This is a genomic window from Amycolatopsis sp. WGS_07 (assembly GCF_045278895.1).
Taxonomy (GTDB): Bacteria; Actinomycetota; Actinomycetes; order Mycobacteriales; family Pseudonocardiaceae; genus Amycolatopsis.
This window is the reverse complement of the sequence record NZ_CP136053.1, coordinates 439,574-463,008: the sequence shown is the minus strand read 5'-3', so window position 1 is coordinate 463,008 and position 23,435 is coordinate 439,574. Positions and strand designations below refer to the sequence as shown.

19 protein-coding genes are annotated in these 23,435 nt (G+C 69.7%); 10 read left to right on the top strand and 9 right to left on the bottom strand.

Annotated elements, in window-relative coordinates; all coding sequences use genetic code 11:
* Positions 1-14: 14 nt before the first annotated feature.
* From RPX00_RS02095 to RPX00_RS02085, 3 genes are read left to right on the top strand one after another with little or no spacing between them, the layout of a single operon-like run.
* Positions 15-3,806, top strand: a complete 3,792-nt coding sequence (locus tag RPX00_RS02095) for a tetratricopeptide repeat protein (protein ID WP_406636921.1) — start codon at positions 15-17, stop codon at positions 3,804-3,806.
* Positions 3,803-5,083: a hypothetical protein gene (locus tag RPX00_RS02090; RefSeq protein WP_406636919.1), complete on the top strand. Its 1,281-nt coding sequence runs from the start codon at positions 3,803-3,805 to the stop codon at positions 5,081-5,083. Before RPX00_RS02095 ends, RPX00_RS02090 begins: the two co-directional genes overlap by 4 nt.
* Positions 5,080-6,054: a hypothetical protein gene (locus RPX00_RS02085; RefSeq protein ID WP_406636917.1), complete on the top strand. Its 975-nt coding sequence runs from the start codon at positions 5,080-5,082 to the stop codon at positions 6,052-6,054. Before RPX00_RS02090 ends, RPX00_RS02085 begins: the two co-directional genes overlap by 4 nt.
* A gap of 39 nt (positions 6,055-6,093) precedes the next feature.
* On the opposite strand, the gene RPX00_RS02080 is transcribed toward RPX00_RS02085, so the two are convergent.
* Entirely contained in the window at positions 6,094-7,530 is a 1,437-nt protein-coding gene (locus RPX00_RS02080; protein WP_406636915.1) for an aldehyde dehydrogenase family protein, read from the bottom strand.
* Positions 7,531-7,673: 143 nt separating this feature from the next.
* Between RPX00_RS02080 and RPX00_RS02075 the strand changes: the two genes are divergently transcribed.
* Both RPX00_RS02075 and RPX00_RS02070 read left to right on the top strand, forming a co-directional pair.
* Positions 7,674-9,113, top strand: a complete 1,440-nt coding sequence (locus RPX00_RS02075; RefSeq protein WP_406636913.1) for a GMC family oxidoreductase — start codon at positions 7,674-7,676, stop codon at positions 9,111-9,113.
* A gap of 31 nt (positions 9,114-9,144) precedes the next feature.
* Complete coding sequence (locus RPX00_RS02070) at positions 9,145-10,413, top strand: hypothetical protein (protein ID WP_406636911.1); 1,269 nt, start codon at positions 9,145-9,147, stop codon at positions 10,411-10,413.
* Between the two features lie 181 nt (positions 10,414-10,594).
* Here RPX00_RS02070 and RPX00_RS02065 read toward each other — a convergent pair whose 3' ends face one another.
* The 3 genes from RPX00_RS02065 to RPX00_RS02055 are packed head-to-tail and all read right to left on the bottom strand — an operon-like array spanning position 10,595 to position 14,854.
* A complete protein-coding gene (locus RPX00_RS02065; protein ID WP_406636909.1) occupies positions 10,595-12,205 on the bottom strand; it encodes an amidohydrolase in 1,611 nt (536 codons plus the stop codon).
* Between the two features lie 3 nt (positions 12,206-12,208).
* Positions 12,209-12,997 (bottom strand): molybdenum cofactor biosynthesis F family protein, encoded by a 789-nt coding sequence (locus tag RPX00_RS02060; protein WP_406636907.1) that lies wholly within the window; start codon positions 12,995-12,997, stop codon positions 12,209-12,211.
* A gap of 15 nt (positions 12,998-13,012) precedes the next feature.
* Positions 13,013-14,854, bottom strand: a complete 1,842-nt coding sequence (locus RPX00_RS02055) for a primary-amine oxidase (RefSeq protein ID WP_406642731.1) — start codon at positions 14,852-14,854, stop codon at positions 13,013-13,015.
* Between the two features lie 173 nt (positions 14,855-15,027).
* Between RPX00_RS02055 and RPX00_RS02050 the strand changes: the two genes are divergently transcribed.
* From RPX00_RS02050 to RPX00_RS02040, 3 genes are read left to right on the top strand one after another with little or no spacing between them, the layout of a single operon-like run.
* The gene (locus RPX00_RS02050) at positions 15,028-15,744 is read left to right on the top strand and encodes an SDR family NAD(P)-dependent oxidoreductase (protein ID WP_406636905.1); all 717 of its coding nucleotides are present in this window, start codon (positions 15,028-15,030) and stop codon (positions 15,742-15,744) included.
* 16 nt (positions 15,745-15,760) lie between these two features.
* The gene (locus RPX00_RS02045) at positions 15,761-16,543 is read left to right on the top strand and encodes an SDR family NAD(P)-dependent oxidoreductase (RefSeq protein ID WP_406636903.1); all 783 of its coding nucleotides are present in this window, start codon (positions 15,761-15,763) and stop codon (positions 16,541-16,543) included.
* A gap of 31 nt (positions 16,544-16,574) precedes the next feature.
* The gene (locus RPX00_RS02040; protein ID WP_406636901.1) at positions 16,575-17,039 is read left to right on the top strand and encodes a hypothetical protein; all 465 of its coding nucleotides are present in this window, start codon (positions 16,575-16,577) and stop codon (positions 17,037-17,039) included.
* A 14-nt stretch (positions 17,040-17,053) separates the two neighbouring features.
* Here the strand turns inward: RPX00_RS02040 and RPX00_RS02035 are convergent, their stop codons facing one another.
* Positions 17,054-17,740 (bottom strand): TetR/AcrR family transcriptional regulator, encoded by a 687-nt coding sequence (locus RPX00_RS02035; RefSeq protein ID WP_406636899.1) that lies wholly within the window; start codon positions 17,738-17,740, stop codon positions 17,054-17,056.
* Positions 17,741-17,804: 64 nt separating this feature from the next.
* Between RPX00_RS02035 and RPX00_RS02030 the strand changes: the two genes are divergently transcribed.
* Together RPX00_RS02030 and RPX00_RS02025 are read left to right on the top strand one after the other, a co-directional pair.
* Complete coding sequence (locus tag RPX00_RS02030) at positions 17,805-18,560, top strand: SDR family oxidoreductase (RefSeq protein WP_406636897.1); 756 nt, start codon at positions 17,805-17,807, stop codon at positions 18,558-18,560.
* 29 nt (positions 18,561-18,589) lie between these two features.
* Positions 18,590-18,919 carry a nuclear transport factor 2 family protein gene (locus RPX00_RS02025; RefSeq protein ID WP_406636895.1) on the top strand — a complete coding sequence of 110 codons (330 nt, stop codon included), beginning with the start codon at positions 18,590-18,592 and terminating at the stop codon, positions 18,917-18,919.
* Positions 18,920-18,964: 45 nt separating this feature from the next.
* Here the strand turns inward: RPX00_RS02025 and RPX00_RS02020 are convergent, their stop codons facing one another.
* The 4 genes from RPX00_RS02020 to RPX00_RS02005 are packed head-to-tail and all read right to left on the bottom strand — an operon-like array spanning position 18,965 to position 23,431.
* Positions 18,965-19,660 carry an ABC transporter ATP-binding protein gene (locus RPX00_RS02020; protein ID WP_406636892.1) on the bottom strand — a complete coding sequence of 232 codons (696 nt, stop codon included), beginning with the start codon at positions 19,658-19,660 and terminating at the stop codon, positions 18,965-18,967.
* A complete protein-coding gene (locus RPX00_RS02015; RefSeq protein WP_406636890.1) occupies positions 19,657-21,375 on the bottom strand; it encodes an ABC transporter permease subunit in 1,719 nt (572 codons plus the stop codon). Before RPX00_RS02015 ends, RPX00_RS02020 begins: the two co-directional genes overlap by 4 nt.
* Positions 21,362-22,222 carry a branched-chain amino acid ABC transporter permease gene (locus RPX00_RS02010; RefSeq protein WP_406636888.1) on the bottom strand — a complete coding sequence of 287 codons (861 nt, stop codon included), beginning with the start codon at positions 22,220-22,222 and terminating at the stop codon, positions 21,362-21,364. The genes RPX00_RS02015 and RPX00_RS02010 overlap by 14 nt, the downstream gene beginning before the upstream one ends.
* Positions 22,223-22,252: 30 nt before the next feature.
* Entirely contained in the window at positions 22,253-23,431 is a 1,179-nt protein-coding gene (locus RPX00_RS02005) for an ABC transporter substrate-binding protein (RefSeq protein WP_406636886.1), read from the bottom strand.
* Between the last annotated feature and the right edge of the window lie 4 nt (positions 23,432-23,435).

Genomic DNA, 23,435 nt, shown 5'->3' with positions numbered 1-23,435 from the left:
TAAAGTTGAACTTCGTGGCCGTCGATCTGGGGTGGAATACGGGGCAGACGCGGATCCATGCTGCCGGCGGCCGTTTCCTCGGCGCCGGGGTGCTGATCGGCGGCCGGTACGTCCTGACCAGCTCGCGGGTGGTCGGTGGCGAAACCGCCTTCGATATCGACTCGGCCGGTCCCGCGTCGCTGGCCGGGCTGGTGCCGCCGCTCGCGGACAACCGCGGTGACCTGGCGCTGCTCGAGCTGGACACTCCTGCCGGGCCCGGTGCGACGCTGCGGCGGCTGACCGGATCCGCGCGGGAAGTCGTGCTCCACTGGCTTTTGCCGGGCGGCACCGGTGTTGGGGCGGAGGCCACGACCGGGGAGCCGGACGGCGAGCGGGTGCCGCTGACCCTGCGGGACGACCCGGCGGGCGCGGAGTTTTCCGGGTGCCCCGCGTTCGCTCGCGGCACCGGGCGGCTGCTCGGGATCGTGGTGACCGGGAACGGGCGGTGGCTGGTCCCGGCGGAGACCGTGCTGGCGTACTTCCCGCAGGTGCGCAAGTGGGTGACCGCCGATTCGGCGATGGAGGACCGGCTCGACGAGCTGGTCGCCCTCGGTCTGCCCGCGCCGGACGCCGGTGAGCTGCGGGTCGCGCTGCCGAAGACGGCCCCGCCGGAGCCGCTGGACGCCGTCCTGACCGACGCGGCGCTGCCGGAACGGCATCGGTTTTGCGCGAGGTGCGGGGAAGAGGTGGGGCGCGGCACCACGGATCGGTCCGGCCGGGTGCGCGGCTACTGCATCCACTGCGGCACGCCGTTCGCGTTCCTGCCTCGGCTGGAGCCGGGCACGCTCGTCGCCGGTCGCTACTCGGTGGCGGGCTGCCTCGCGCACGGCGGGTACAGCTGGATCTACCTCGCCCGCGACGAGGCGGACGACGGCCGGTTCGTGGTGCTCAAGGGCTTGATCGCGGAGCGGGACCGCGGCGGGGCGCTGGCCGCCGCGCAGGCCGCCGTCCTCCCGCGGCTGCTGGAACTGGACCATCCGAACGTGGTCCGCACCCTCGCACATGTCGAGCATCCGGATCCGGACACCGGCCGGCTCACCGGGTATCTGGTGATGGAGTACGTGCGCGGGATTTCGCTGCGGACGGTGCTCCGGCGGGCGAAACGGCTGCGTCCGGAGCAGGTCGCGGCGTACGGGCTGCAGCTGCTGGAGGCGGTCGGATACCTGCACGAGCGGGGGCTGCTGTACGTCGATCTGAAACCGGACAACGTGCTGCAGGACGGCGACCGGATCACCCTGGTGGACCTCGGTTCGGTCCGCCGGGAGGGCGATCGGGACAGCGTCATCGTCGGCACCCCGGGCTACCAGCCGGACGCTGAGCTGCACGAGCGGGGCCTCAGCGTCCGTTCGGATCTCTATTCGGTCGGCCGCACCATGGCCGAGTTGCTGCGTGCTTGCTCCGGGCCGCGGGGCAGCGTCGGATGGGAGATGCTGCAGGCGCTGATCGACCGGGCGACCGACGATTTCGCCGTGCGGTTCCGCACCGCGGACGAGATGGCCGATCAGGTGCGCGGGGTGCTGCGGCAGTTGATCAGCCAGCGCACCCGCGTGCCGCGCCCGGCCGCGTCGCGAGTGTTCGGCGATCCTCGCGGACTTGCCCCGGGCGGGCTCGGCGTGCCGGAGTGGAGTGCTTGGGACCTGGAACCGCCGCTGCGGGCCGACGAGCCGCCGCGGCACGATGACCTGGCAAGGGTCTTGCCGTCCGTGCTTCCCGCCGCGCACGAAGAAGTCGCGTGGCAGTGGGGCAATGCCGTATCGGCGCTGGAGCGCGGGACGATCGACGCCGCGGACAGCGCGTTCCGGGAGTGCGCGCGGCTGGTTCCGGGAGAGCTGACGCCGTTGCTGGCGTTGGGTTTCTGCGCGGAACTGCTCGGCATGCTCGCGCCCGCGGCGAGGTATTACGAAGCGGTGTGGGTGCGCGACCGGAACGTGGTTTCGGCGGCGTTCGGGCTCGCGCGGACCCGGCTTGGGCCGAGCGATCGGGTGGGTGCGGCCGCGGTGCTGGACGACGTGCCCGACACCGCCGCCGCTCGGGCAGGCGCGGTGCGAGCGCTCGCCGCGATCCGGCCGGGTGACGCGGGGCTGCCGAGCTTGGCGGAAGCCACCGTCGCGTGGTCCCGGCTCGGCGCGCTGGACCTGGACGAGGACGAGCAGGACCGGCTCACCGCGGTGGTTGGAGAGACCATCGTGCGGCTGGCCTTCGAACCGTCCGTCGCCGCCCGGCTGCCTGATCTGCGTGAAGTCCGGAACCAGCTCATCCAGATCTATGGCGAGCACTCGGAACGGGGATGGCCGGTGCTGCGGGGGCACGCCAGCCGGGTGCGCGGTGCCGAGGCGCTGCAACAGGACTCGCGGCCGAGAGTCGTGGTGCACCACCCTGGGTACCTGCCGCCGCGCACTTACCGCACGACCGTGACGGTCGCGATCACGGCCGGTTCCGAGGGCGGCGAGACGCGGCTGTTCCTGCGCGAAGCACCGGGTTGCGTGGTGTACGGCGTCCGCCAGCTGGCTCCGGTGGAAGTCGAGATGCCGCTGCCAGCGCGGCAAATCGGCGATTCGGTGCTCGGCCTCGGGAGCTGGGCTCCAGGGGAGACCCGGAGGTATGCGCTGCACTTGCTGGTGCCGTCGGGAATGGCACGGGAGGAAGAGAATCAGCTCATCGCGATGTGGGTGAAGCTGGGGTCCGTGCATTCGGAGGCGGAGACCGTTTCCGTGCGGCTGACCGACGACGCGACCGGGTCGTCTGGGCTCGCGGACGCGATCGACGCCGCGTATTTCGCTTACCGCGAAGGGGATGCGCGTGCCGTGACGGACGCGCTGGGTTCGGCGGTGGCGTTGGCTGCCGCACAAGGGAACGAGGCGGTGCTGGCCCGGTTGCGGCTGCTGGTGGACATCGTCGACGCGGAGCACGGGCTGGTGAGTCTTCGCGGCCCGCTGGCGGGCAAAGACCTTCTCCCAGAACGGATTTCGGCGCGGCCGGAGGAACGCGAGAAGGTTCCGTCCGAGGTGCTGGTGCCAGCCGAGGAGGACGTGGAGGTGCTGGACTCGGCGCGGTACGAGTCGGCGATGCGCAGCAGCACGATCCGGGTTTCGGTCGTACGGCGCGGGGCCGATTCGCGGATCGTGGATTCTCGCCACGTCGACTCGCGCACCGTGGATTCCCGCCGGGCCGATTCCCGCCGGGCCGATTCCCGCCGGGCCGATTCCCGCCGGGCCGATTCCCGCCGGGCCGATTCCCGGCGGGCCGATTCGCGGCGGGCGGATTCCCTGCGCGCGGATTCGCGGCCCACTGTCCGGCGCACCGGCCGGGTCGGCTATCCGGTGCCCCCTGATCAGCTGGATCCGGAGCTGGAACCGTTGTACTCCCGGAAGGTGCTCTGGCCCCGGGCGCGCGGCGCGCGACCGCCGGACGAGGTCCCGCGTCCGGCTCCGGGGTTGCTGGAGGCGACCGTCGAATGCGACGCCGACGGTCCGGCGGTCGTCGGGCAGCCGGTGCGGGTCGCGGTTTCGGTGCGGCGCAAGGAACCCTCGGCCGCGCAGTCGGGGGTGGTGCGCGTGCGGGTCCTGCTCGACGCCGCGCCCGGGGTGGCCGAACCGATGTCGCGGATCGGCTGGATCACCGGGGACCGGCTGCGCGATCCGGCGGAGTTCGCCGTCGTCCCTCGTGCACCGGGGCCGCTGCGGCTGGCGTTTCGGATCTACCGCGAGCACGACGCTCAGCTGCTCCTGGAAATCGCGGCCGCGCTGCCGGTGGAGGTGCCGTCATGACCCGTCAGCTGAGTACCGAGGTGACCGTCGACAACACTGCCGGGCTGAGCCGGGTCGCGGTGCCGCCGTACAACCGGGCGCGGACGGTCAACCTGCGCTTTCTCGAACTCCACCACGAGCGCGGGCTTCTCGTGCAGGCTTGGGGGAGCGCGTTCCCGGAGGACGGCGGCGGCGGGTACCAGGGCCGGATCGCGCACAGTCTCGACGAGCTGAACTCCCGCATCGACATCCTCCGCGAAACGTGGCAGCGCCACGTCGTCGACCTCGCCGAACGGACCGAACGCGGGCCGCGGCGGCATCCGTTCGCCGACGGCTGGGACCTGTCCGGGCGGCCGGAACTGCTGGAGCGGGCCGGTTCCGCGCTCGCCGAAGCCGGGCATCTGATGTACCGGCTGCTCTTCGTGGGCCCGGACCGCGGGCTGCAGCGGATCCGTACGCTGCTGGAACTGGCGCTCGCCGAGGGCGAGAACGTGATCAGCGTCGAATCGGACAGCCTGATCGTGCCGTGGGGCATGCTCTACACGTCGCCGGTGCAGCCGGACGAGTATCCGGACGACGAGCACTGGTCGATCGCCGGGTTCTGGGGATACCGGCACGTCGTGGAGCACACTTTCTCCCGGGTCGACGACTTCGACGCGCGGATCACCGTGGACGGCGGGAAACCGGTCGTCGGGCTCAACGTGGACCACGGCGTGGACCGGCAGTTCCCGGACACGCCCTACATCGCGCCGGTGGTCGAGTTCTTCCACGGCCGGGCGGAGGTGGTGCTGCGGCCGGACAAGAAGACGCTGGCCGCGCACTTCCGCAGCCGCGATTTCGCCGACCACGTCACGTATTTCGGCTGCCACGGCAAGGTGAGCGCGTCCGACGGCCGGGTCGAGCAGCCGTACCTGAAGCTCGGCGACGGCGAACGGATCTACGGCACCGACGTGACCGCGTGGCTGACCGAGGCTCCGCTGCCGACGCGGCCGTTCGTGTACGTCGGGGCGTGCCAGGGCGGGCAGGTGACGTCGGCGTTCTACTCGGCGTTCGGCAAAGCGCTGCTCGGCAACGGCGGACGCTGCCTGATCGGCCCGCAGATCGACCTGCCGCCCGCGTTCGCGTGCGAGTACTCGCAGCGGCTGTTCACCGAATTCATCGATTCGGGCGGGAAACTGGGCGACATCGTGCGGTCGCTGGCGCGTTCGTTCGCCGACGACCACCACAATCCGCTCGGGCTGATGTTTTCGCTGTATCGCGGGATCGACGTGCATCTGTGGCAGGAAGGGCGGCCGTGACCGAACCGGTGATCCTCGACCTCGACGAGCACGGCGATTTCGTGGACCCGGAAACCGGCCGTCCGGTGCCTGCCGAGGCGACGCCGCGGTTTCTGGCGCGGTGGCTGGAAGTTCCGGCGACGGCGACCGACATCGTCGTGTTCGTGCACGGCTGGCAGAACAACCGGGAGACCGCGGACCGCCGCGCCCGGCAGTTCTTCAGGCTGCTCGAAGAGCGTCACGCGGCCGGGTCTTACGAAGGGCTTGGTGCGTGGCAAGGGTTTTACGTGATGGTGCGCTGGCCGTCGATGAGCAACCCGTTCCTCACCGGCTACCGGCGGATCCGCGATCGCGCGCACAAGATGACCACCGACGGACGCGCCGCCGAGGCGCTCGGCCAGCTGCTCGGGTATCTGAACGCGGAACGGCAATTGCCCGGCAGCGCACCGAGTCTGCGGACGGTCACCGGGCAGTACCTGCACTGCGTTGGGCATTCTTTCGGCGGTCGCTTTGTGGTGGAGGCGGTGCAGGCGGCCGCGGGCGACGGTCCGCCGGTGCTTGGCTGGGACCGCGCCGACCCGCGTTATCCGTACACTGTGGACACTCTGCTGGTGTTCCAGATGGCCGCCCGGCCGGACATCTTCACCGGCCGGTTCGCTCCGGTGCTGCGCGACGCTCCGATCAACGGGCCGATCGTGCTGACCCGCTCCCGCTTCGACCGGGCGACCGGCCTGTGGCACCGGCTGGCGGAACGGGTGCCGGGGATCGGGAACGTCGGCGTGAAAGCCCCCGCCGGGGACGTCGCGAACACGGTGCTGCACAAGGTGGAAGCGGAGTACTCACGGTCCGAAATGGACTGCCGGATCGTCAATGTCGAGTCAGGCTGGCGGTTCCGGCGCGGGCGGTGGTGGAATCCAGCCGGGGCGCATTCGGACATCTGGTACCCGGAGTCGGCGCATTTGCTGCTGTCGCTGGCCGAACTGGCCCGCTGACCGGGGCCCGGCAGACCGGCTGCCGAGCCCCGGCGGCGTTCAGTAGCCGTAGTGCAGCCAGACCGCCTTGGTCTCGGTGTAGGCGTCCAGCGCCCACGGGCCCATCTCGCGGCCCCAGCCCGAAGCCTTGTACCCGCCCCACGGAGCGGCCATGTCCGGGATCGGCGGCATGTTCACGAACACCGCCCCGGCCCGGATCCCGTCCGCATAGCGTTGCGCGGTACGGATGTCGCGGGTCCAGACGGTCGCGGCGAGGCCGTACTGGGTGTCGTTCGCGCGGGCGACCAGTTCGTCCGGGTCGTCGTACGGGGTCACCGCCAGCACCGGGCCGAAGATCTCCTCGCGCATGATCGTCATGGTGTCGGTGACGCCCGCGAACAGGGTCGGCTGGTAGAAGTAGCCGTCGCGGTCGACCTCCGAGCCGCCGGTGATCAGGTCCGCGCCTTCGGAACGGCCGGTGGCCACGAGGTTCGCCACGTGCCTGCGGTGCTTGTCCGACACCAGCGGGCCGACCTGCGTCGTCTCCTCCAAGCCCGGGCCGACCTGCAGCCCGGCCAGCCCGGCGGCCATCTTCTCGACGAACTCCTGCTCGCGCTTGCGGTCCACGTAGAACCGCGTGTACGCCGCGCAGACCTGACCGGTGTTCAGCGTCGCGCCGGCCAGGTTGCCCGCGACGGCGGCGTCCAGGTCGGCGTCGGCGGCGATGATGCTCGGGGCCTTGCCGCCCAGTTCGAGGGTCAGCCGCTTGAGGTTGGACTCGGCGCTCGCCGCGGTGATCAGCTTCCCGACCGCGGTCGAACCGGTGTAGGACACGTGGTCGACGTCGTGGTGCGCGCTCAGCATCGCGCCGACCGGGCCGTCGCCGGTCACCAGGTTGACCACGCCCGCCGGGATCCCGGCCTGCTCGGCCAGCTGCACCAGCCGGATGCTGGTCAGCGGAGTGACCTCGCTCGGCTTGATCACCACGGTGTTGCCGGTGGCGAGCGCGGGCGCGAGCTTCCACACCAGGATCATCAGCGGGAAGTTCCACGGCGTGATCAGCGCGTTCACGCCGACCGGCTCGCGGCGCGTGTAGTGCAGGGTGTCCGGGAACGAAACCGGGTTCGTGGTGCCCTGGATCTTCGTGACCCAGCCGGCGAAGTAGCGCAGGTGCTCGGCCGCGCCGGTCACGCTCACCTGCCGCGAAATGCCGATCGGCTGGCCCTGGTCGCGGGTTTCGAGCGCGGCGAGTTCCTCGTGGTGCTCGTCGACGAGGTCGGCGAGCCGGAACAGCAGTTTGGCCCGCTGCACCGGCGCGAGCCCGGCCCACTCCGGCGAGGTCAGCGCGCGGCGCGCGGCGGCGACCGCGGCGTCGACGTCGGCCTGGGTCGCCGTCCCGACGTCTTCGAGAACCGTGCCGGTGGCCGGATCGCGGGTCGGGATGGGCTCCCCGCCGGCCTCCGTCCACTGACCGTCGATGAACAGGCGTGTCGGCATCGGTGCTCCCTAGTCCCAAATCTTCTGGTCGCTTCCGAGTATCGGCGCGCGGAGGGCGAGGGGTCTTGTCCGCGAGGGCACGCCCGTTGTCGGCCAGTGAAGACAATCGCGGGCGCGGCCGGGGGACCGGTCAGGATCGGGGGATGGACGTGATCGTGGTGGGTGCGGGCTCGGCGGGCTCGGTGGTGTGCCGGCGGCTGGTCGACGCGGGCGCGAAGGTGACCTTGCTGGAAGCGGGCGGACCGGACACGAACGCGGCGATCCACGACCCGTCGCGCGCGGCGGAGCTGTGGCACGCCGCCGAGGACTGGGACTACTACACGGTGCCGCAGCCGCACGCGGGCAACCGGCGGCTGCATCTGCCGCGCGGCAAGGTGCTCGGCGGATCGCATTCGCTGAACGCGATGATCTGGGTCCGCGGCGCGGCGGCGGACTACGACGGCTGGGAGCTGCCCGGCTGGACCTGGGACGACGTGCGTCCGGTCTACGAACGGATCGAGCGCGACCTGCTCGACCTGGAACGGCACGATCCGCTGCAGCCGATCCAGCAGTCCATTCTGGACGCCGCGCAAGAGATCGGTTTGCCGTACAACGACAATTACAACGACGGCGTCCTCGACGGAATCTCCGTGCAGCAGGTCACGATGACCGGCGGACGGCGACGCAACACCTGGCTCTGCTACGGCGAACCGGTCGCCGAGCAGATGACCGTGCGGACCGGCGCGCTGGTGCATCGCGTGCTGTTCGAGGGCGATCGGTGCATCGGTGTCCTGGCGGAGATCGACGGCGAACTGGAGCCGCTGTTCGCCGATCAGGTCGTGCTCGCCGCCGGCGCGCTGGCGTCCCCGGCGATCCTGCTACGCAGCGGAATCGGCCCGGCCGACGACGTCGCCGCGCTGGGCCTGGACGTCGTCGCCGATCTGCCGGGAGTCGGCGAGAACCTGCACGACCACCTGCTGTCGCCGGTCCTCTTCGCCACCGACCGGCGCGAGGTCGAGCCGCCGCGGAGCGGTCGTTCGGTGACCCAGACGCACCTGTTCTGGCGCAGCCGCCCGGGCCTCACGGTGCCGGACACGCAGCCGATCCACTTCAGCGTGCCGATGTACGAACCGTGGATGACCGGTCCGCCGACCGGGTTTTCGCTGATGGCGGGCATGATCACGCCGCAGAGCCGGGGCACGCTGCGGCTGCGCAGCACCGATCCGAACGAGATGCCGCTGATCGACCTCGCCGCGCTCGCGCACCCGGCGGACTTCGAGAGCCTGGTCGCGTCGGTGGAGCAGTGCCGGTTGATCGGCCGTGCCCCGGCGCTGGCGGAGGAGTGGGGCGCGCGGGAGCTGTACCCGGGCCCGGCGGACGTGCGGGAGTACGTGCGGCGCACCGCGATCACCTACCACCACCAGGTGGGCACCTGCCGGATGGGGACCGACGAGCTGGCGGTGACGGACCCGAAGCTCGCGGTGCGCGGGGTGTCCGGGCTGCGGGTCGCGGACGCGTCCGTGCTGCCGCGGGTGATCAGCGGGAACACCAACGCGCCCGCGGTGCTGATGGGGGAGCGAGTGGCGGAGTTCCTGCTGGCGTAAACCGGGTGAACGCGTCAGTAGGCTCAGGCGCATGGAAGACCTGCTCGCCGCCGACTATCCCGCGCTCGACGCCTTGGCCGCCAACCCGCCTACGGGCCTGGCCGCGCGAGCGGGCGAGCTGTACCCGGACGCGAACGAGGAGGAGCGACGGCGGCTCGGGTACCTGCTGGACCTGCTCCAGGCGGATGGCATCCTGCTCGACCTGCTGGCTCAGCTCCGCACGGCCGAACTGCTGACGTCGGCGGTGCGGAGGGGGCTGACGGTGCCCGCGCCGGTGCTGGATCAGCTGGTCAAGGAACTGGGCTACCCGGTGCCGGTCATCGACGCGTTGGGGCTGTCCGGGGATCGCCGGCGGGCGAAAGCGCTGGGGGCGCTGCTGAAGGACGACGAGCTGTGCGGCCGGGCGGCGCTCGCGCTGGCGAGGCTCGGTGCGCGCGAATGGACCGTGCCGATCGCCCGGCGGCTGTCCGCGTTCGCCGGGCTCAAGCACGTCGCGCTCACCGTCGCGCTGGAGGAAATGGGCGACCCAGCCGCGGTGCCGATGCTGCTTGACTGGCTGGCGAACGGCCCGGACCTGCCTGCCGGGGACGTCCATCGGGCGCTGGTGCGGCTCACCGGGCGTTCTCCGCTGCTCTCCGGCGACATCCGCCAGGCCTGGGCGGGGCTCGATCTCGGTGCCGCGCCGGTTACGGAGGTGCGGTGCGTCGTCGATTCGCCTTACGCGGTCCGGTTTTCCGTCGATGAGGGCCGGGCGCGGGTACGCGTCGAGTATGACCCGTCGTTGCCGGGGTCGATGTGGCCGCGCTGGGATCAGACGCTGTACGTCGGCGAACGGGCGCGCTACGGCGTCGGGTCCGGGTGCGAAACCTGCGAGACGGTGTTGAGCTTGCTGGGCTTTGGTCCGGCTGAAGCGTTGGCCGGTGCTGCCCAGGTGCGAGAAGTCCTTGCTGCACCACGGGAACTCACCGTCGAGACCGTGCAGGCGCTCGAGCCTCTGCTCGGGGAGTTGGAGACCGGGCATTATCGGATGCTGCTGGCCGATCTTCCGCTCGAACGCGTGCGGACGGCGGAGGAGTCGTGGTGGCTGCGGCGCGTCGAGACGCGCGGTGAGTGGGGCGAGGATTCTTTCTGGCCGGGAATCGAGCATTTCCAAGCCCCGCAGGTGATTCCCGGGGAGATGCCGACGTATGGCAGCGTGGTTCCGGCGCAACCGCTGGACGCACTCGACCCGGCGACCGTCTCCCGGTACGCGGGGGCCATCGCGCGTGGCGAGCGCCCGGCGGCGTTGCTGCTGGCGTGAGCGGAGGACCGGTACGTCAGCGCCCAGTGGCACGAACGGTTCCTGCTGGGTGTGGTTCTGGACGGGCACCACCGCCTGGCTGCCTATGCTGCGGTGGGGGTGCCTGCCCGGGTGGTGCTGCTGGTGCCGGAGGAGAGAGGAGGTCGTGAGTGGCAATCGCAGTTAGAACCGTGATCGCCACTCACGACGCCTCAAACACCCGCTTGCCGCCAAACCACGTCTCCCGCACCTTGATCCCGGCCAACTCGTCCGCAGGCGTCTTGAACGGATCCCGGTCCAGCACGATGAAATCCGCCGACTTCCCCGCCTTCAACGACCCAGTCACGTCATCCAGCCCGCACGCCTGTGCCGAGTTCAGCGTGAACACCTGGATCGCCTCGGCCAGCGTGATCGCCTGCTCCGGCCACAGGCTCCCGGGGTGTTTGCCGTACGGGTCCTGGCGGGTGATCAGGCCCTCGATGCCCTCCCAGGCGTTCGGGGATTCGCTCACCGGCCAGTCCGAACCGCCGGCGACCAGTGCGCCGGTGTCCAGCAGGGTGCGGTTCGGCTGCATCCGCGCCGCGCGTTCGGCGGGGATGACCTGGGCGATGGCTTCCGGGATCACGCCGGGCACCCACAGGAACGGCGAGATGTCCGCCGACACGTTGAGGGTCGCGAACCGTTCCAGGTCGTCCGGGTGCACGAACTGGCCGTGTGCCACTTGGATTCTCGTCGTGTAGTCGCCGCGGGCACGCAGGGCTCCGGCAGCGTCCAAAGTGGCCCGGACGGCCGCGTCGCCCGCGCAGTGGATCTTCGCGGACAACCCGGCCGCGACGGCGACGTCCAGCCAGTCCGCGAGTTCCTCCGGTGGCATCGTGGTGTCGCCGCAGAAGCACTCGTGGTGCAGGTACGGCTCAAGGAACGCCGCGGTGTGCGCGGGCGGGGTGCCGTCGAGGAAGATCTTCACGAAGTCCGGCCGGTGGTGCTCGCTGCGGTACTCCGCGGCGCGGTCGAGCAGCGGTTTGCCGATCGGGTCCGCGCCGAAGATCGGGTCGTTCACCAGCATCGACGACACGACCCACGCGGCCAGTTCGCCCGCGTCGTCCAGGGTTTTCAGCGCGGCGAGGATGTCGAGGGTGGCCCCGGCGTCCTGGAACGCGGTGATCCCGTACGAGTGCAGGATTTCGATCGCTCGCCGTGACGCTTCGGCGTGCTGTTCGGCGGTGAGCGTGCGCGTGTCCCGCATCGCGCGCTCCACCGCCAAACCCGCGGTCTCGATCAGCAGCCCGGTCGGCGTGCCGGTGTCCGGGTCGCGGTGGATCGTGCCGCCGGTCGGGTCCGAAGTGGACTCGGTGATCCCGGCCAGTTCCAGCGCCCGGCTGCTCGCCCACCGGTTGTGCCTGCTGTCCTCGATGAGCACGACCGGACGGCCGCCCGCCGCCTCGTCCAGCGCCCGCCGCACGGACTCGCGGCCAAGCTCCGGGGCCAAAGTGGACGGCCAGGCACCGCCGACGATCCACTCGTCCGGACCGAGTCCCGCCGCCCAATCCCGTACCGCGGCGAGGATTTCGTCCAGGCCTGAACCGCTTTTCAAGCGCAGCTCGAACAATTCGCGCCCGGCGAGGGCGTGGTGGCTGTGCACGTCCACGAAACCCGGCAGCACGAACGCGCCGCCGAGATCGCGGACCTCGGTGTCCGGACCGGCCGGGGCGGTCGTGACCCGGCCGTTCTCCACCGCGAGCGAGGTCGCCCACGGCCGGTCTTCGTCCACTGTGTACACAGTGGCGTTGGTGAGGAGAAGTTCAGGCGCCACGGGTCACTGTCCAGCGGGGTCGTAGTCCGGCGAATAGACGGTGTTGCTGAGCAGCCTGCCGTACGCGCCGAAGGTGAAGTGCGTCGGCGTCTTGCCGTCCTCGCCGAGCCCGAACAGCGAGCCGTGCGAACGCAGCTCCCGTACGTTCCGGTGGTCGGCCACGGTCACCGACGCGCACGGGATGACCTTCTCCCGCCAGGTGAACACGTAGATCCCGGGCCGGATCTGGTACACGGAGTTCTCGTCGGTGTCGGCGAGCCCGCGCTCCGGTCCGGACAGGCACTGCCAGGTGTACCAGTGCGGGGTGAGATAAACGTGCTCGTACGCGTGCTCTTCGCTGTAAACCCACTGCACGCGGCGGCCGATCAGCGCCGTGCTGGGCGCGATTTCCTCGCCGTGCGCCTCGCGGCCCTGGATGGTCGCGGGCCGGAACCGTTGTGTCACACGGGGAAGTCCGTCGCCGATCGTGCTCGTGATGACCAGGGCGCGGCCCTGGCGCACGTCCAGCAGCAGGCTGTACGACGTTTCCGCGCCGGGGTGGAACTGCACGTAGAACAGTCCGGCGTCCACCAGGAACGTTTCGGAAGCGGTCTCGCCGGCGGTGCCGTCCTCGTTCCACGACGCGCGGCCGCTGTCGAAGCTGATCGAGAACGTGCCGCCGTCGGCACAGTCCAAAGTGAACGATTGGTTGTCGAGATCGTCCACAGTGGCCGCTTTGTTGGCGTCGAAGCCGGGGGCCAGGCCGTCGAGCGGCAGCCAGGTGGAGGTGTCGGACAGATTGGTCGCGGGCATGAAGTGGGGCCTTCCTCAGTGGTCGTCACAGTGGCCGTGGGCGGCCGAGGGCAGGTCGAGTGCCGGGTTCCGGTCGCAGAACCCGTAGGGGCGCACCATGAATCCGGAGTAGTCGACCGGCATGACCGGCCAGTCCTCCGGACGCGGGATGTGCGTCGGGCCGAAGACGTGCCACAGCACGACGTCGGTGTCGCTGATCGAACGGTCGGCCGCGGTCCACGCGGGCAGACCGGCCCCGCCCGGATGCGCGTTGGGGCGGTCGCCCGCCGGGAAGCGCTCGCCGGGCGCGTACGGCGTGACCCACAGGTGGTTCGTGGCGAACGTCGCGCGTTGGTACACGGTCGATTCCGGCTGCGCCATCAGGGTTGCCGACGGACGCGGGACGAGCTGGTACGCGGTCGGCGCGCCGAGCCGGTTGGTGTGCTCGGTGCTGCGGACTTCCCACACCCGCGCGGTCGCCGGGTTCGCGTGCCGCTTCGCTTCCTGTTCGGTGCGCAGCTGCCTGGCGTTCCAGGTGAAAGCGTTGCCGTACGGGTTCTTCTCGCCGATGGGAATGCCGACAGTGTCCACTTCGTACACCGAGTTGCGCTGGCCGTCGACCGCGAAGTCCAGCCGCGCGCAGAACAGGTGTTGGTGCACAGGCGCGAAGAGGCCGGGCGCGATCTCGGACGCGTGCGGCTGCGCGACCCCGGGCTCGCCCGCCCCGGAGAAGACGATGCCGGTAGCCTTGGCCTCGCATTCGATGGTGCCGTCGAGGTAGAGGTACCAGAAGAAGCCGTAGTCGTAGTTGCCGATGGTGGAGATCGACGAGATCACCAGCCGGCGCGACCGGCGGACCTCGGCGTTGCCGTCGAGATCGGTGTGCTTCCAGAGGATCCCGTAGTCCTCCTCGTGCATGCAGATCGCGTTCGGCACGCGCACCGGCTGGCCGTGGTCGTCGGCGAGGAAGGCGTCGAAGTAGCGGATCTCGCCGAGGCAGTCGCAACCGAGCCGCAGGCTGTTGCCGTTCTTGCCGAGCAGGTACTCGCCGGCGTCGAAGTAGCTGATCCAGAACCGGCCGATCGAGGTGTCGCCGTAGGGGACCACCATCTCCGGCACCGACGCGCGATACAGCACCGAACGGTCCTGGAAGCTCAGCTGGTGCAGGGTCAGGCCCTCGCGCGCGTTGAACCCGACGCGCAGCTGCCACCCCTCCCAGGTGACCAGCGAGCCGTCGACCTGGAAACTCGGGCCCTCCGGCTGGGTGATCTCGATCGGCTTGAGCGTCGTGCGCGCGGGGTGGTGGCCGTAGCGGCCGGAATCCGCCGGGACCGGGGTGTCGCCCTCGTCCTCGACCCGGAGGACGCGCTGTTCGGTGAGGTTGAGGTGCGCGACCAGTCCTTCGACCGGACGCGACCAGGGGTTGTCGGTTTCGTCCTCGCGCAGGAAGGTGAGCGAGCGGATGACCCGGCCGGTCTCGTCCTCGCGGCCGAAGTAGCCCGGGGCGAGCGGGGCGCAGAACGCGTGCTCGATGCGGTCGCCGAGGCCGCGGCGGTGCATCGCGGCCTGCCATTCCGGCGAGGCCTTGGTGATGGCCTCGGCCAGGTCGTACTCCTCGAAGAGATACGGCGGCTGGCCCTCGGCGCATTTCTCGTGGCTGACCAGCTCGGAACTGGTCACCGACACGACCGCGTCGGCCGATTCGCCGGTCGCGGTGTCGAGCAGGGTGAACTGGATCCGGCGGTCGGCCGGTGCGCCGGCCAGTACCGCGGCCTTGTCCGGCTCGACCGGGATGACCTGCGGAAACCGGGTGGTCTCGGTGACCAGCCCCTGCGCCTCCAGCACTGCCCGGCCGGCGGCGAGTTCGTCGGCGGTCAGCGGGTCGAGGGGTGGCGGTGTGCGTTGCTCATGGTGTCCCTTCGCGCTCCTCGCCGCAGTGTTCGCGGTGGCCCGGGGGTAGCGGTAGCCGGGCTCGGGGGTCGTGCGGCCGCTGACAACAAGGATGCACTCGTTGCCAATCCCCGGGCGCGCGGTTGCTGGAGGATTGCCGGATGCGACTCGATCTTTCCGGCAAGGCCGTGCTGATCACCGGGGCCGCGTCCGGGATCGGACTGGCGTGCGCGCGGGCGTTCCTCGAGGAGGGCGCACGAGTCGGGGTGGTGGACCGGGTCCGGCCGCCGTCGTTGCCCGGCGAAGTCGTCGCGGCGCGGGCCGACGTCACCGACGAGGGACAGGTCGCGGCGGCGGTTCAGCTGGTGGCGGAGTCCTTCGGCGGAATCGACGTGGTGGTCGGCTGCGCCGGGATCTCCGGGCCGGTCGGACGGCCGCTCGCGGAGACCAGCGCCGCGGACTTCACCGCGGTGCTGTCGGTGAACGTGCTGGGACAGTTCCTGGTGGCGAAGCACGCCCGGCCGTGGCTGGGGGACGGGAGTTCGATCGTCTTCCTGGCCAGCGATTCGGCGTTCGTGTGCGCGCCGGGGATGGTGCCCTACTGCGCGTCGAAGGGCGCGGTGGTTTCGCTGACCAGGGCGTTGTCGGTCGAGTTCGCCGGGGTGCGGGTCAACTGCGTGTGCCCGTCGGTGGTGGACACGCCGATGGCGCGGGGGGATTTGGGGGACCTGCTGGACGAGCCGGGCTTTCCGGTGCAGGCGGCCGAGGAGGTCGCCCAGCAGGTGGTGTATCTGGCTTCCGCGCGGGCGCGGACGGTGAACGGACAGGCCCTGCTCGCCGATTTCGGCGTTTCCGCTCGGTCTGGGTTTCCGGCTTGAAAGGGAAGGAATGACGATGGCAGACACGCGAGTCGTGGCGATTACCGGCGGCGGCACGGGAATCGGGGCCGCGGTGGCCCGGCGGTATGCCGGGGAAGGCGCACAGGTCGTGGTGATGGGGCGGCGGCGGGAGCCGTTGGAGAAGGTCGCCGCGGAGACCGGTGCGCACGTGATCGCTTGTGACGCCAGTGTCCGGGAGGACGCCGAGGCTGCTGTCGCGGAGATCGTCTCCCGGTACGGGCGGCTTGATGTGATCGTGGCGAACGCTGGCGGGCACGGGTTGTCCTCGGTGGTGGACACCGGGGACGAGGAATGGGAGATCGCGCTCCGGTCCAATTTGTCCAGTGCGTTTGTATTTTGCCGGGCCGCGTTGCCTTCGCTGGTGGAGAGCGGGGGTCAGGTGGTGATTGTTTCTTCGCTGGCCGGGTTGTTCGCTGGGCCTAATGTCGCTGGTTACACCGTGGCCAAGCACGCGTTGATCGGGTTGACGCGGTCTATCGCCCGGGATTACGGGCCCCGCGGGGTTCGGGCCAACGCGGTGTGTCCTGGCTGGGTCCGGACGCCGATGGCGGACGGGGAGATGGATCAGTTCGCCGAGGCGGCCGGGTTCGACGGCGGACACGACGAGGGCTACCGGCGAGTGACCGCCGAGGTGCCGTTGCGGCGTCCCGCGGAACCGGAGGAAATTGCTTCTATTGTGCGGTTCCTGGGGTCTTCGGAGTCTTCTTACATCACCGGGGCCGTTCTGGTGGCCGACGGCGGGGCACATGCTGTCGATTTGCCCACTCTGGCCTTCTGAACGGGCCGGGATGTAGCCCGATAATGACCGGATGACGTTCGAGGGCGATTGGGCCGCGAAGACCGCGAAGGCCAACCAGCGGTTCGTGGACAAGGCCGTGACGATCGCCCGGGAAGTCGAAGTCCTGCTTGGCCGCGAGGCCATGACCTATCCGCGGCACCCGGTGGCGCGCGCCCGAGACGCGCTCGCCGACCGGGTGTTCGCGCTCCTGGCCGCGGCGCGCGACGCCAGCCAGACCTTCTACAACGTCGACCAGGTGCCGGTGGCGATCGTGTCCGACGCCTACGGCGACGACTGGATCGACCGGACGGCCGACGCCGCCGGCGCGCTTGCCGCCGCGATGGCACGGGCGGCGACCGTGCTGACTGGCGTGGTGGACAGCCAGTTCAAGGATGCCGACACGGAACAGTGGGTCACCGGCGTTCTTGACGAGGTGCGAAACGCTGCCGCCGCCGTCCTTCGAGAGGCGAATCGCCCCGCCGACCCAGCGAGCTGACGTCTGCGGGAGCGTCAGCTTGATTCGGCGAGGGTCCGGAGCCACTTAGTCAGCAGCTGCGTTTCCGCCGCCCCCAGGATTTCCGGGTTCGCGGCAGCGTGTTCCAGCACGCGATGGATCTCCGAATGCCGGTCTCCGGCAGCCGAAGTGCCGGTGATCGCCGCGATCGCGCCCTCCCGCACCGCCACCGACAATGCGCGGTCCTCCTCGGCGAGGATGATCTGGCGCAGCGTGACCCCGATGTTGGCCACGAGGATGTGCGCGGCCGCCTGGTCCGGCGGGACGGTCAGCCGTCCCTGGTCGGCGGCGGCGCGGGTCAGCGCGCGGAGCATCGCGCTGGGGCGTTCCTGCGCCTCGGGCGCGTGGCCGGGGTGGACCTGGCCGTACATGAGCGTGTAGAAGCCGGGGTTCGCGATCCCGAAGGCGACGTGGGCGTCCCAGCCGTCGCGCAGGTCCTGGATCGGGTCGCCGGACGGTTCGTGCGCGCCTTTTTCCGCGAGGTACAGGTCGAAACCACGCTCGACGACCGCGTCCAGCAGGCCCTGTTTGCTGCCGAAGAAGTGGTACAGCGTCGGCATTTTCACCCCGGCCTGCGCACAGATCGCCCGCAGCGAGATGTCCTCGCCCGGCGTCGCGGCGACCTGCTCGGCGGCGGCGTCCAGGAGCCGGGTCCGTGTATCCGCGTTCGCAATCTGTGTCACACCGCTATGGTAGCCGCTGTGGCAGTGATACAGTGATGCATATCAGCGATAAAGAGAGGTACGCATGACCGACCACACGCTCAAAGGCAAGAACGTCCTCGTCGCCGCCGGGGCGAAGAACCTCGGCGGGCTCGTCAGCAGGCAGGCCGCCGAGGCCGGCGCGAACGTGGCGATCCACTACAACTCCGAGTCGACCCGTCCGCAGGCCGACGAGACGCTCGCCGCGGTCGAGGCGGCGGGCGGCAAGGGCGTCGTGCTCACCGGGGACCTGACCGTCCCGGCGAACGTGGAGAAGCTGTTCGCGGACGCGGAGGCCGCGCTCGGGCCGATCGACGTCGCGGTGAACACGGTGGGCAAGGTGCTGCGCAAGCCGATCACCGAGACCACCGAAGACGAGTACGACTCGATGTTCGACATCAACTCGAAGGCGGCCTACTTCTTCATCAAGGAAGCGGGCAAGCACGTCGCCGACGGCGGCAAGATCATCACCATCGTGACCAGCCTGCTCGCCGCGTTCACCGACGGGTACTCGACGTATGCGGGCGGCAAGAGCCCGGTCGAGCACTTCACCCGCGCCGCGGCCAAGGAATTCGCGCCGCGCGGGATCTCGGTCACCGCGGTCGGGCCCGGTCCGATGGACACGCCGTTCTTCTACGGCCAGGAAACCCCGGAACGGGTGGAATTCCACAAGTCGCAGGCGATGGGCGGGCAGCTGACGAAGATCGAGGACATCGCGCCGATCGTGACGTTCCTGGCGACGTCGGGCTGGTGGATCACCGGGCAGACGATTTTCGCCAACGGCGGATACACTACGCGCTGATTTTTCGCTACGACAGCAAGGAATTGTCTATGTCCGAGGTGGAAATTCCCGAACCGGTGTCGTCGTTCGTCAAGGCGGTCAACCAGCACGACGAGGCCGCGTTCCTGGACGCGTTCACCGAATCCGGCGCGGTGGACGACTGGGGCCGGTTATTCACCGGGCGCGCCGAGATCAAGGGATGGAGCGACGTCGAGTTCATCGGCGCGCGCGGCGTCCTGACCCCGGAGGAAAGCTCGGTCTCCGGCGACGCCGTCACCGTCGTCGGGGACTGGCGGAGCAACCACGCCAACGGCCGGTCGAAGTTCGTCTTCGACGTCGAGGGCGACCGGATCGCCAAGATGACCATCCGGAAAGGCTGAATCCCCAGGGTGCGGGCGTCCCACCGCGGACGCCCGCACCCCGGTTCAGCCGGTGCCCAGATAGGCCTGGTGCAGGGTGTCCGGGTGGTCCAGCAACGGCTGCGATTCCCCGGAGTAGGTGACCTTGCCCGACGAAACGACCAAGGCTTCCTGCGCGACCTTCAAGGCCAGGTGGGTGAACTGTTCCACTAAAAGGATCGCCGCGCCAGCGTTGGCGAATTCGGTGACCGCGGGCAGGAGCCTGGTGAAGACGGCGGGAGCCAGCCCCAGGGACATCTCGTCGATGAGCAGGAACCGCGGTTTCGCGGCGAAAGCCCGGCCGAGCACCACCATTTGCTGCTCGCCGCCGGACAGCAGTGCGGCGGGCGAGTTCTTGCGTTTCTCCAGTTCGGGGAAGAGCGCGAGGACTTCGTCTACGCCCGCCGGGGTTTTGGCGGTCAGGCGGAGGTTTTCCAGCACGGTCAAGCCCGCGAAGACCGCGCGTCCTTGCTCCACATGGGCCAGTCCCAGTCTCGCTCGAGCTACTCTCGAGTGTTTGGTGACGTCGGTGTGTCCAACGTGGATAGTGCCCTGTGCGGCCGGGATGACGCCGGACAAGGCTTCCAGCAGGCTGGTTTTGCCCGCGCCGTTGGGGCCCACCAACGCGGTGATCTTGCCCGGCTCCAGCGTCAGGCCGACGTCGGCGATGACTGGACCGGCTCCGCGCGTCACCGTGAGGTTTTCGATTCGCAGCGTGCTCACAGCATCTCCGTTTCGCCAAGGTAGGCCTTCAGCACCGCCGGATCGGCCAGCACCTCGGCTTGCGGGCCGCTCGCCAGCACCTCGCCGAAGTCGAGCACGGTCAGGGTGTCGCAGACGGACCGGACCAGGTCCAGGTCGTGCTCGATGATCAGCACCGAGACGCCGAATCTCGCCGGCACCTGCCGCAGGCGTTCGCCGAAGGCCACGTGCTCCTCGTGCGGAAGACCGGCCGCCGGTTCGTCCAGGAGCAGTACCTGGGGCTTCGCCATGAGGTGGCCGACGACCTCGACCAGGCGGCGCGCGCCCACGTCCACCCGGTCCAGCGGGGTTGCCGCCGGCGGACAGCCGAAGAACTCCAGCGCGGCGGCGACTTCGGCGGCGGGTGGGCGCCGGCGGGCGACGAAGCGGACGTACGCCTCGATGGTCAGCCCCGACGGGACCCGGTCCTGCTGGAACGTTCGGCGCAAGCCCGAGCGGGCGCGTTGCGTCGGACTGCCGGTGAGGGGCCGGTCGGCCAGCTCTACGGTTCCCTCGGCTTGGGGCAGGAAGCCGCTGATCGCATCGACCAAAGTGGACTTTCCGGCCCCGTTCGGGCCGATGACGCCTAGCACGCCGCCCTTTGGCACGGCTAAGTCCACTCCGGACAGTGCTTTGACCTGACCGAACGTCACGCTCAGGCCGCGGACGACCAGCACCGGCTCGCCCGGTGGCAAGCGCGGCGGTTCTTCGTCCAGCGCGGTGATCTGGACTCCGGCGCTGGCCCTTGACCGGCGACGCCACAGTTCGCGGATCGCCGTGCCCAGGTTGCCGCGTCCGGCCAGCGCCTGGATGCCGAGCAGACCGAAGATCACGTAACCCCAGTCCTGCGGTACTCCCCAGCGTTTCAGCAGTTCCGGCACCGCGACCCACAGAACCGCGCCGAAGACGGCCATGTCGATCAGGTGTGCGCCGGACATGATCGCCAGGACGTACAGGGCCAGCGACTGCAGCGGGGCGAAGCTGGTCGGGAAGGCGAAACCGACCTGCGCGGTCAGCAGTCCGCCGCTGATGCCGCCCAGCGTGGCGCTGACGGCGAAGGCGGAGAGTTTCGCGGTGCGGACGCTGGCCCCGGCGGCGGCGGTACCGCGTTCGGAGAAGGCCACCGCGGCCCAGCTGCTGCCCCACGGGCCACGCCGCAGGTAGTGCACGGCCAGCGCGCAGATGATCAGAACGATTACACAGAGCAGGAAGTAGGCGTTGTCATCGGCCACAAAGGACGGACGGTCCACCGATACGCCGTCCGTGGTGCCGGGGAACTGGATTTCCACGAGGGTGACGTCGGCGGCCGCGGCCAGGCCGAGGGTGACGACCGCCAGGTTGATGCCGCGCAGGCGCAGTGCGGGAAGTCCAATGAGGACGCCGACCACGCCGGCCGCGATACCGCCTAGCAGCAGCCAGAAAAAGAAGCCGCCGGGAGCACCTGCCTTGTTCAGTGCGGAGACGACCCACGCGCCGATCGCGCCGAAGGTCAACTGGCACAACGAGATCATGCCAGCGCTGCCGGTGACGACGCCCAGCCCGAGCAGGGCGATGGCGGCGACTACGACGCTTACGCCGAGGTAAGCGAAGTAGCCGTTGAGCCCGACGGTCAGGCCGATTCCGACCAGAACCGCGACCACCGCGACGACCAGTGGGGTTCCGAAGCGGGACACTGCGCCCCGGTCAGCGAGCTGCATCCCACACCTCCTTGCGCTGAGACCACACGAGCAGGCCGACGATGGCCAGGAACGGGACGAAATTCCGCACTACCGAAAGCTGGTCGACCTGCGCGAGCGCGCCCTGCAGCATGCCGAGGACCAGTCCGCCGACGACGGCCAGGTCCAACCGGCGGAACCCGCCGAGCAGGGCCGCCGCCGCGGCGGGCACCACCAGCATGGACAGCGAGGTGGCGTCGTTCGACTGGGACGGGGCGACGATCACGATGATGATGGTGCTGATCAGGCCGGTGGCGCCCCAGACCGCGGCGCTGAGCCGTTTCGCCGGGATGCCCAGCAGCTCAGCCGTGGTCGGGCGTTCGGACAACGCGCGCAGCGAGATGCCGATCGGCGTCTTGGTCAGGATCAGCCGTGCGGCGAGGGCGATCGCCACCGCCAGCGCGACGGTCACGACCGTCACCTGGCTGATCACCACGCCGCCGACGCTGAAGGCCGGCCCGGCCAGCAACGCCTGGAACGGCTGCGGTTTGTTGCCGAACAGGATGAACGACAGCGAAATCAACAGCAGCAGCACCGCGACGGTGACCGCCGAGCGGGTGCCGGTGCCCGCCTCGGCCAGCCAGGTCGAGACGACCCAGCCGATCGCGACGCTCAGCAACCCGCCCAGCAGCACCCCGATGACGACGGCCAGCCAGGTCGGCAGTCCACTGTAGACCGAAAGGGCCACAGCCACGTAACTGCCGAACATGCCGGTGGCCGCCTGGGCGAAGTTGACGACCCGGACCAGCCTCGACATCAAGGTGAGGCACACCGCCAGCACCGCGTACAGCCCGCCGGCGGCCAGCCCGGCCAGCGCTCCCTGCAACATTGCAGTCTCCTCTGTCCAGAGTGGATCGGGCTAGCGCCGCGGGATCCGCAGCCAGTCGGTACCGGCGATCTGCCACCGGTTCGTGCCCGTCGCGAGCTTCACCGGCCAGCCCGCGGTGTTGTCGTGGTGCGTCTGCCCGGGGCCGAACACGTACGGCGTGCCGACCATCGGGTCGGAGATCGGCTTCATCTCGCGCAGTGCCTTGGTCACCGATTCCCGCGTGATTTCGCCCGGCATGTCTTCCAGCACCTTAAGGAAGTACTTCGCCGCGAGATAGCCGCCCTGGCTGAACGAGGTGAGCGGGATCTTGTTGCGGGTCATGAGATCCCGCCATTCCTTGGTGCGCGGGCTCGACGGATCGGTGAACGGGTAGAACTCGGCGGGGACGTAAACGCCGTTGCCCGCTTCGGAGACCGCCTTCGCGTACTGTTCACTGTAGACACTCGTGAGCAGCAGCCAGGTTACGTCTTTCCAGCCCTGCGCCTGCGCGGCTTTCAGCTGGCCGATGGAGTCGGGCTCGACCGGGTTGACCGTTACGGCTTTGCAGCCGGCGGCGCGGGCTTTGACGATGTAGGGCGTGTAGTCGGAACCGTTGTACGGCACGGTCGCGTCGACGTACTTCAGTTTCTTGCCGGTGATTTTCGACCATTCGTCGATGGCTGCGCGGTAGTAAGGCAACGTGTTCCCGGCGATTTCCAGCAGTGCGCACATGTCTTGCAGGTGCAGCACTTCGGATCCGTACAGCAGGGTCAGCGTCATGTCGTGGAACGGCCCGACGTTGGCTGGCCCGATGTTCGGGCTGGTGAAGCACGACGGGTCGACGCCGATGCCGGAGATGGACAGGACTTTTTCCTGCTGGTAGTACTTGGAGTTGATCTGGCATTCGATGAGGCTGGACGAGCCGACCAGCGCGACCGCCTGGTCGCCGCCCACGATTTCGCGGGCCGCGGCCGCCGCGGCGGCGGGATCGCCCTTGTCGTCGATGGCGTGGTATTCGATCTTGCGCCCGTGCACGCCGCCCGCAGCGTTCGCCGCGTCGAAGACGGCCTTGGCGGCCTGTGAGGACTCGGGGAACGTGGCGGGACCGCTCAGCGCGTTGACCGAGCCGACCACGATCGGTCCGTTCGGATCGGCGGTGCCCGCGCAGCCCGCCGCGACCAGCGTGACGAGCACGGCCGAGGCGAGCGCGGGCAGGAACTTTCTCATCATGGCT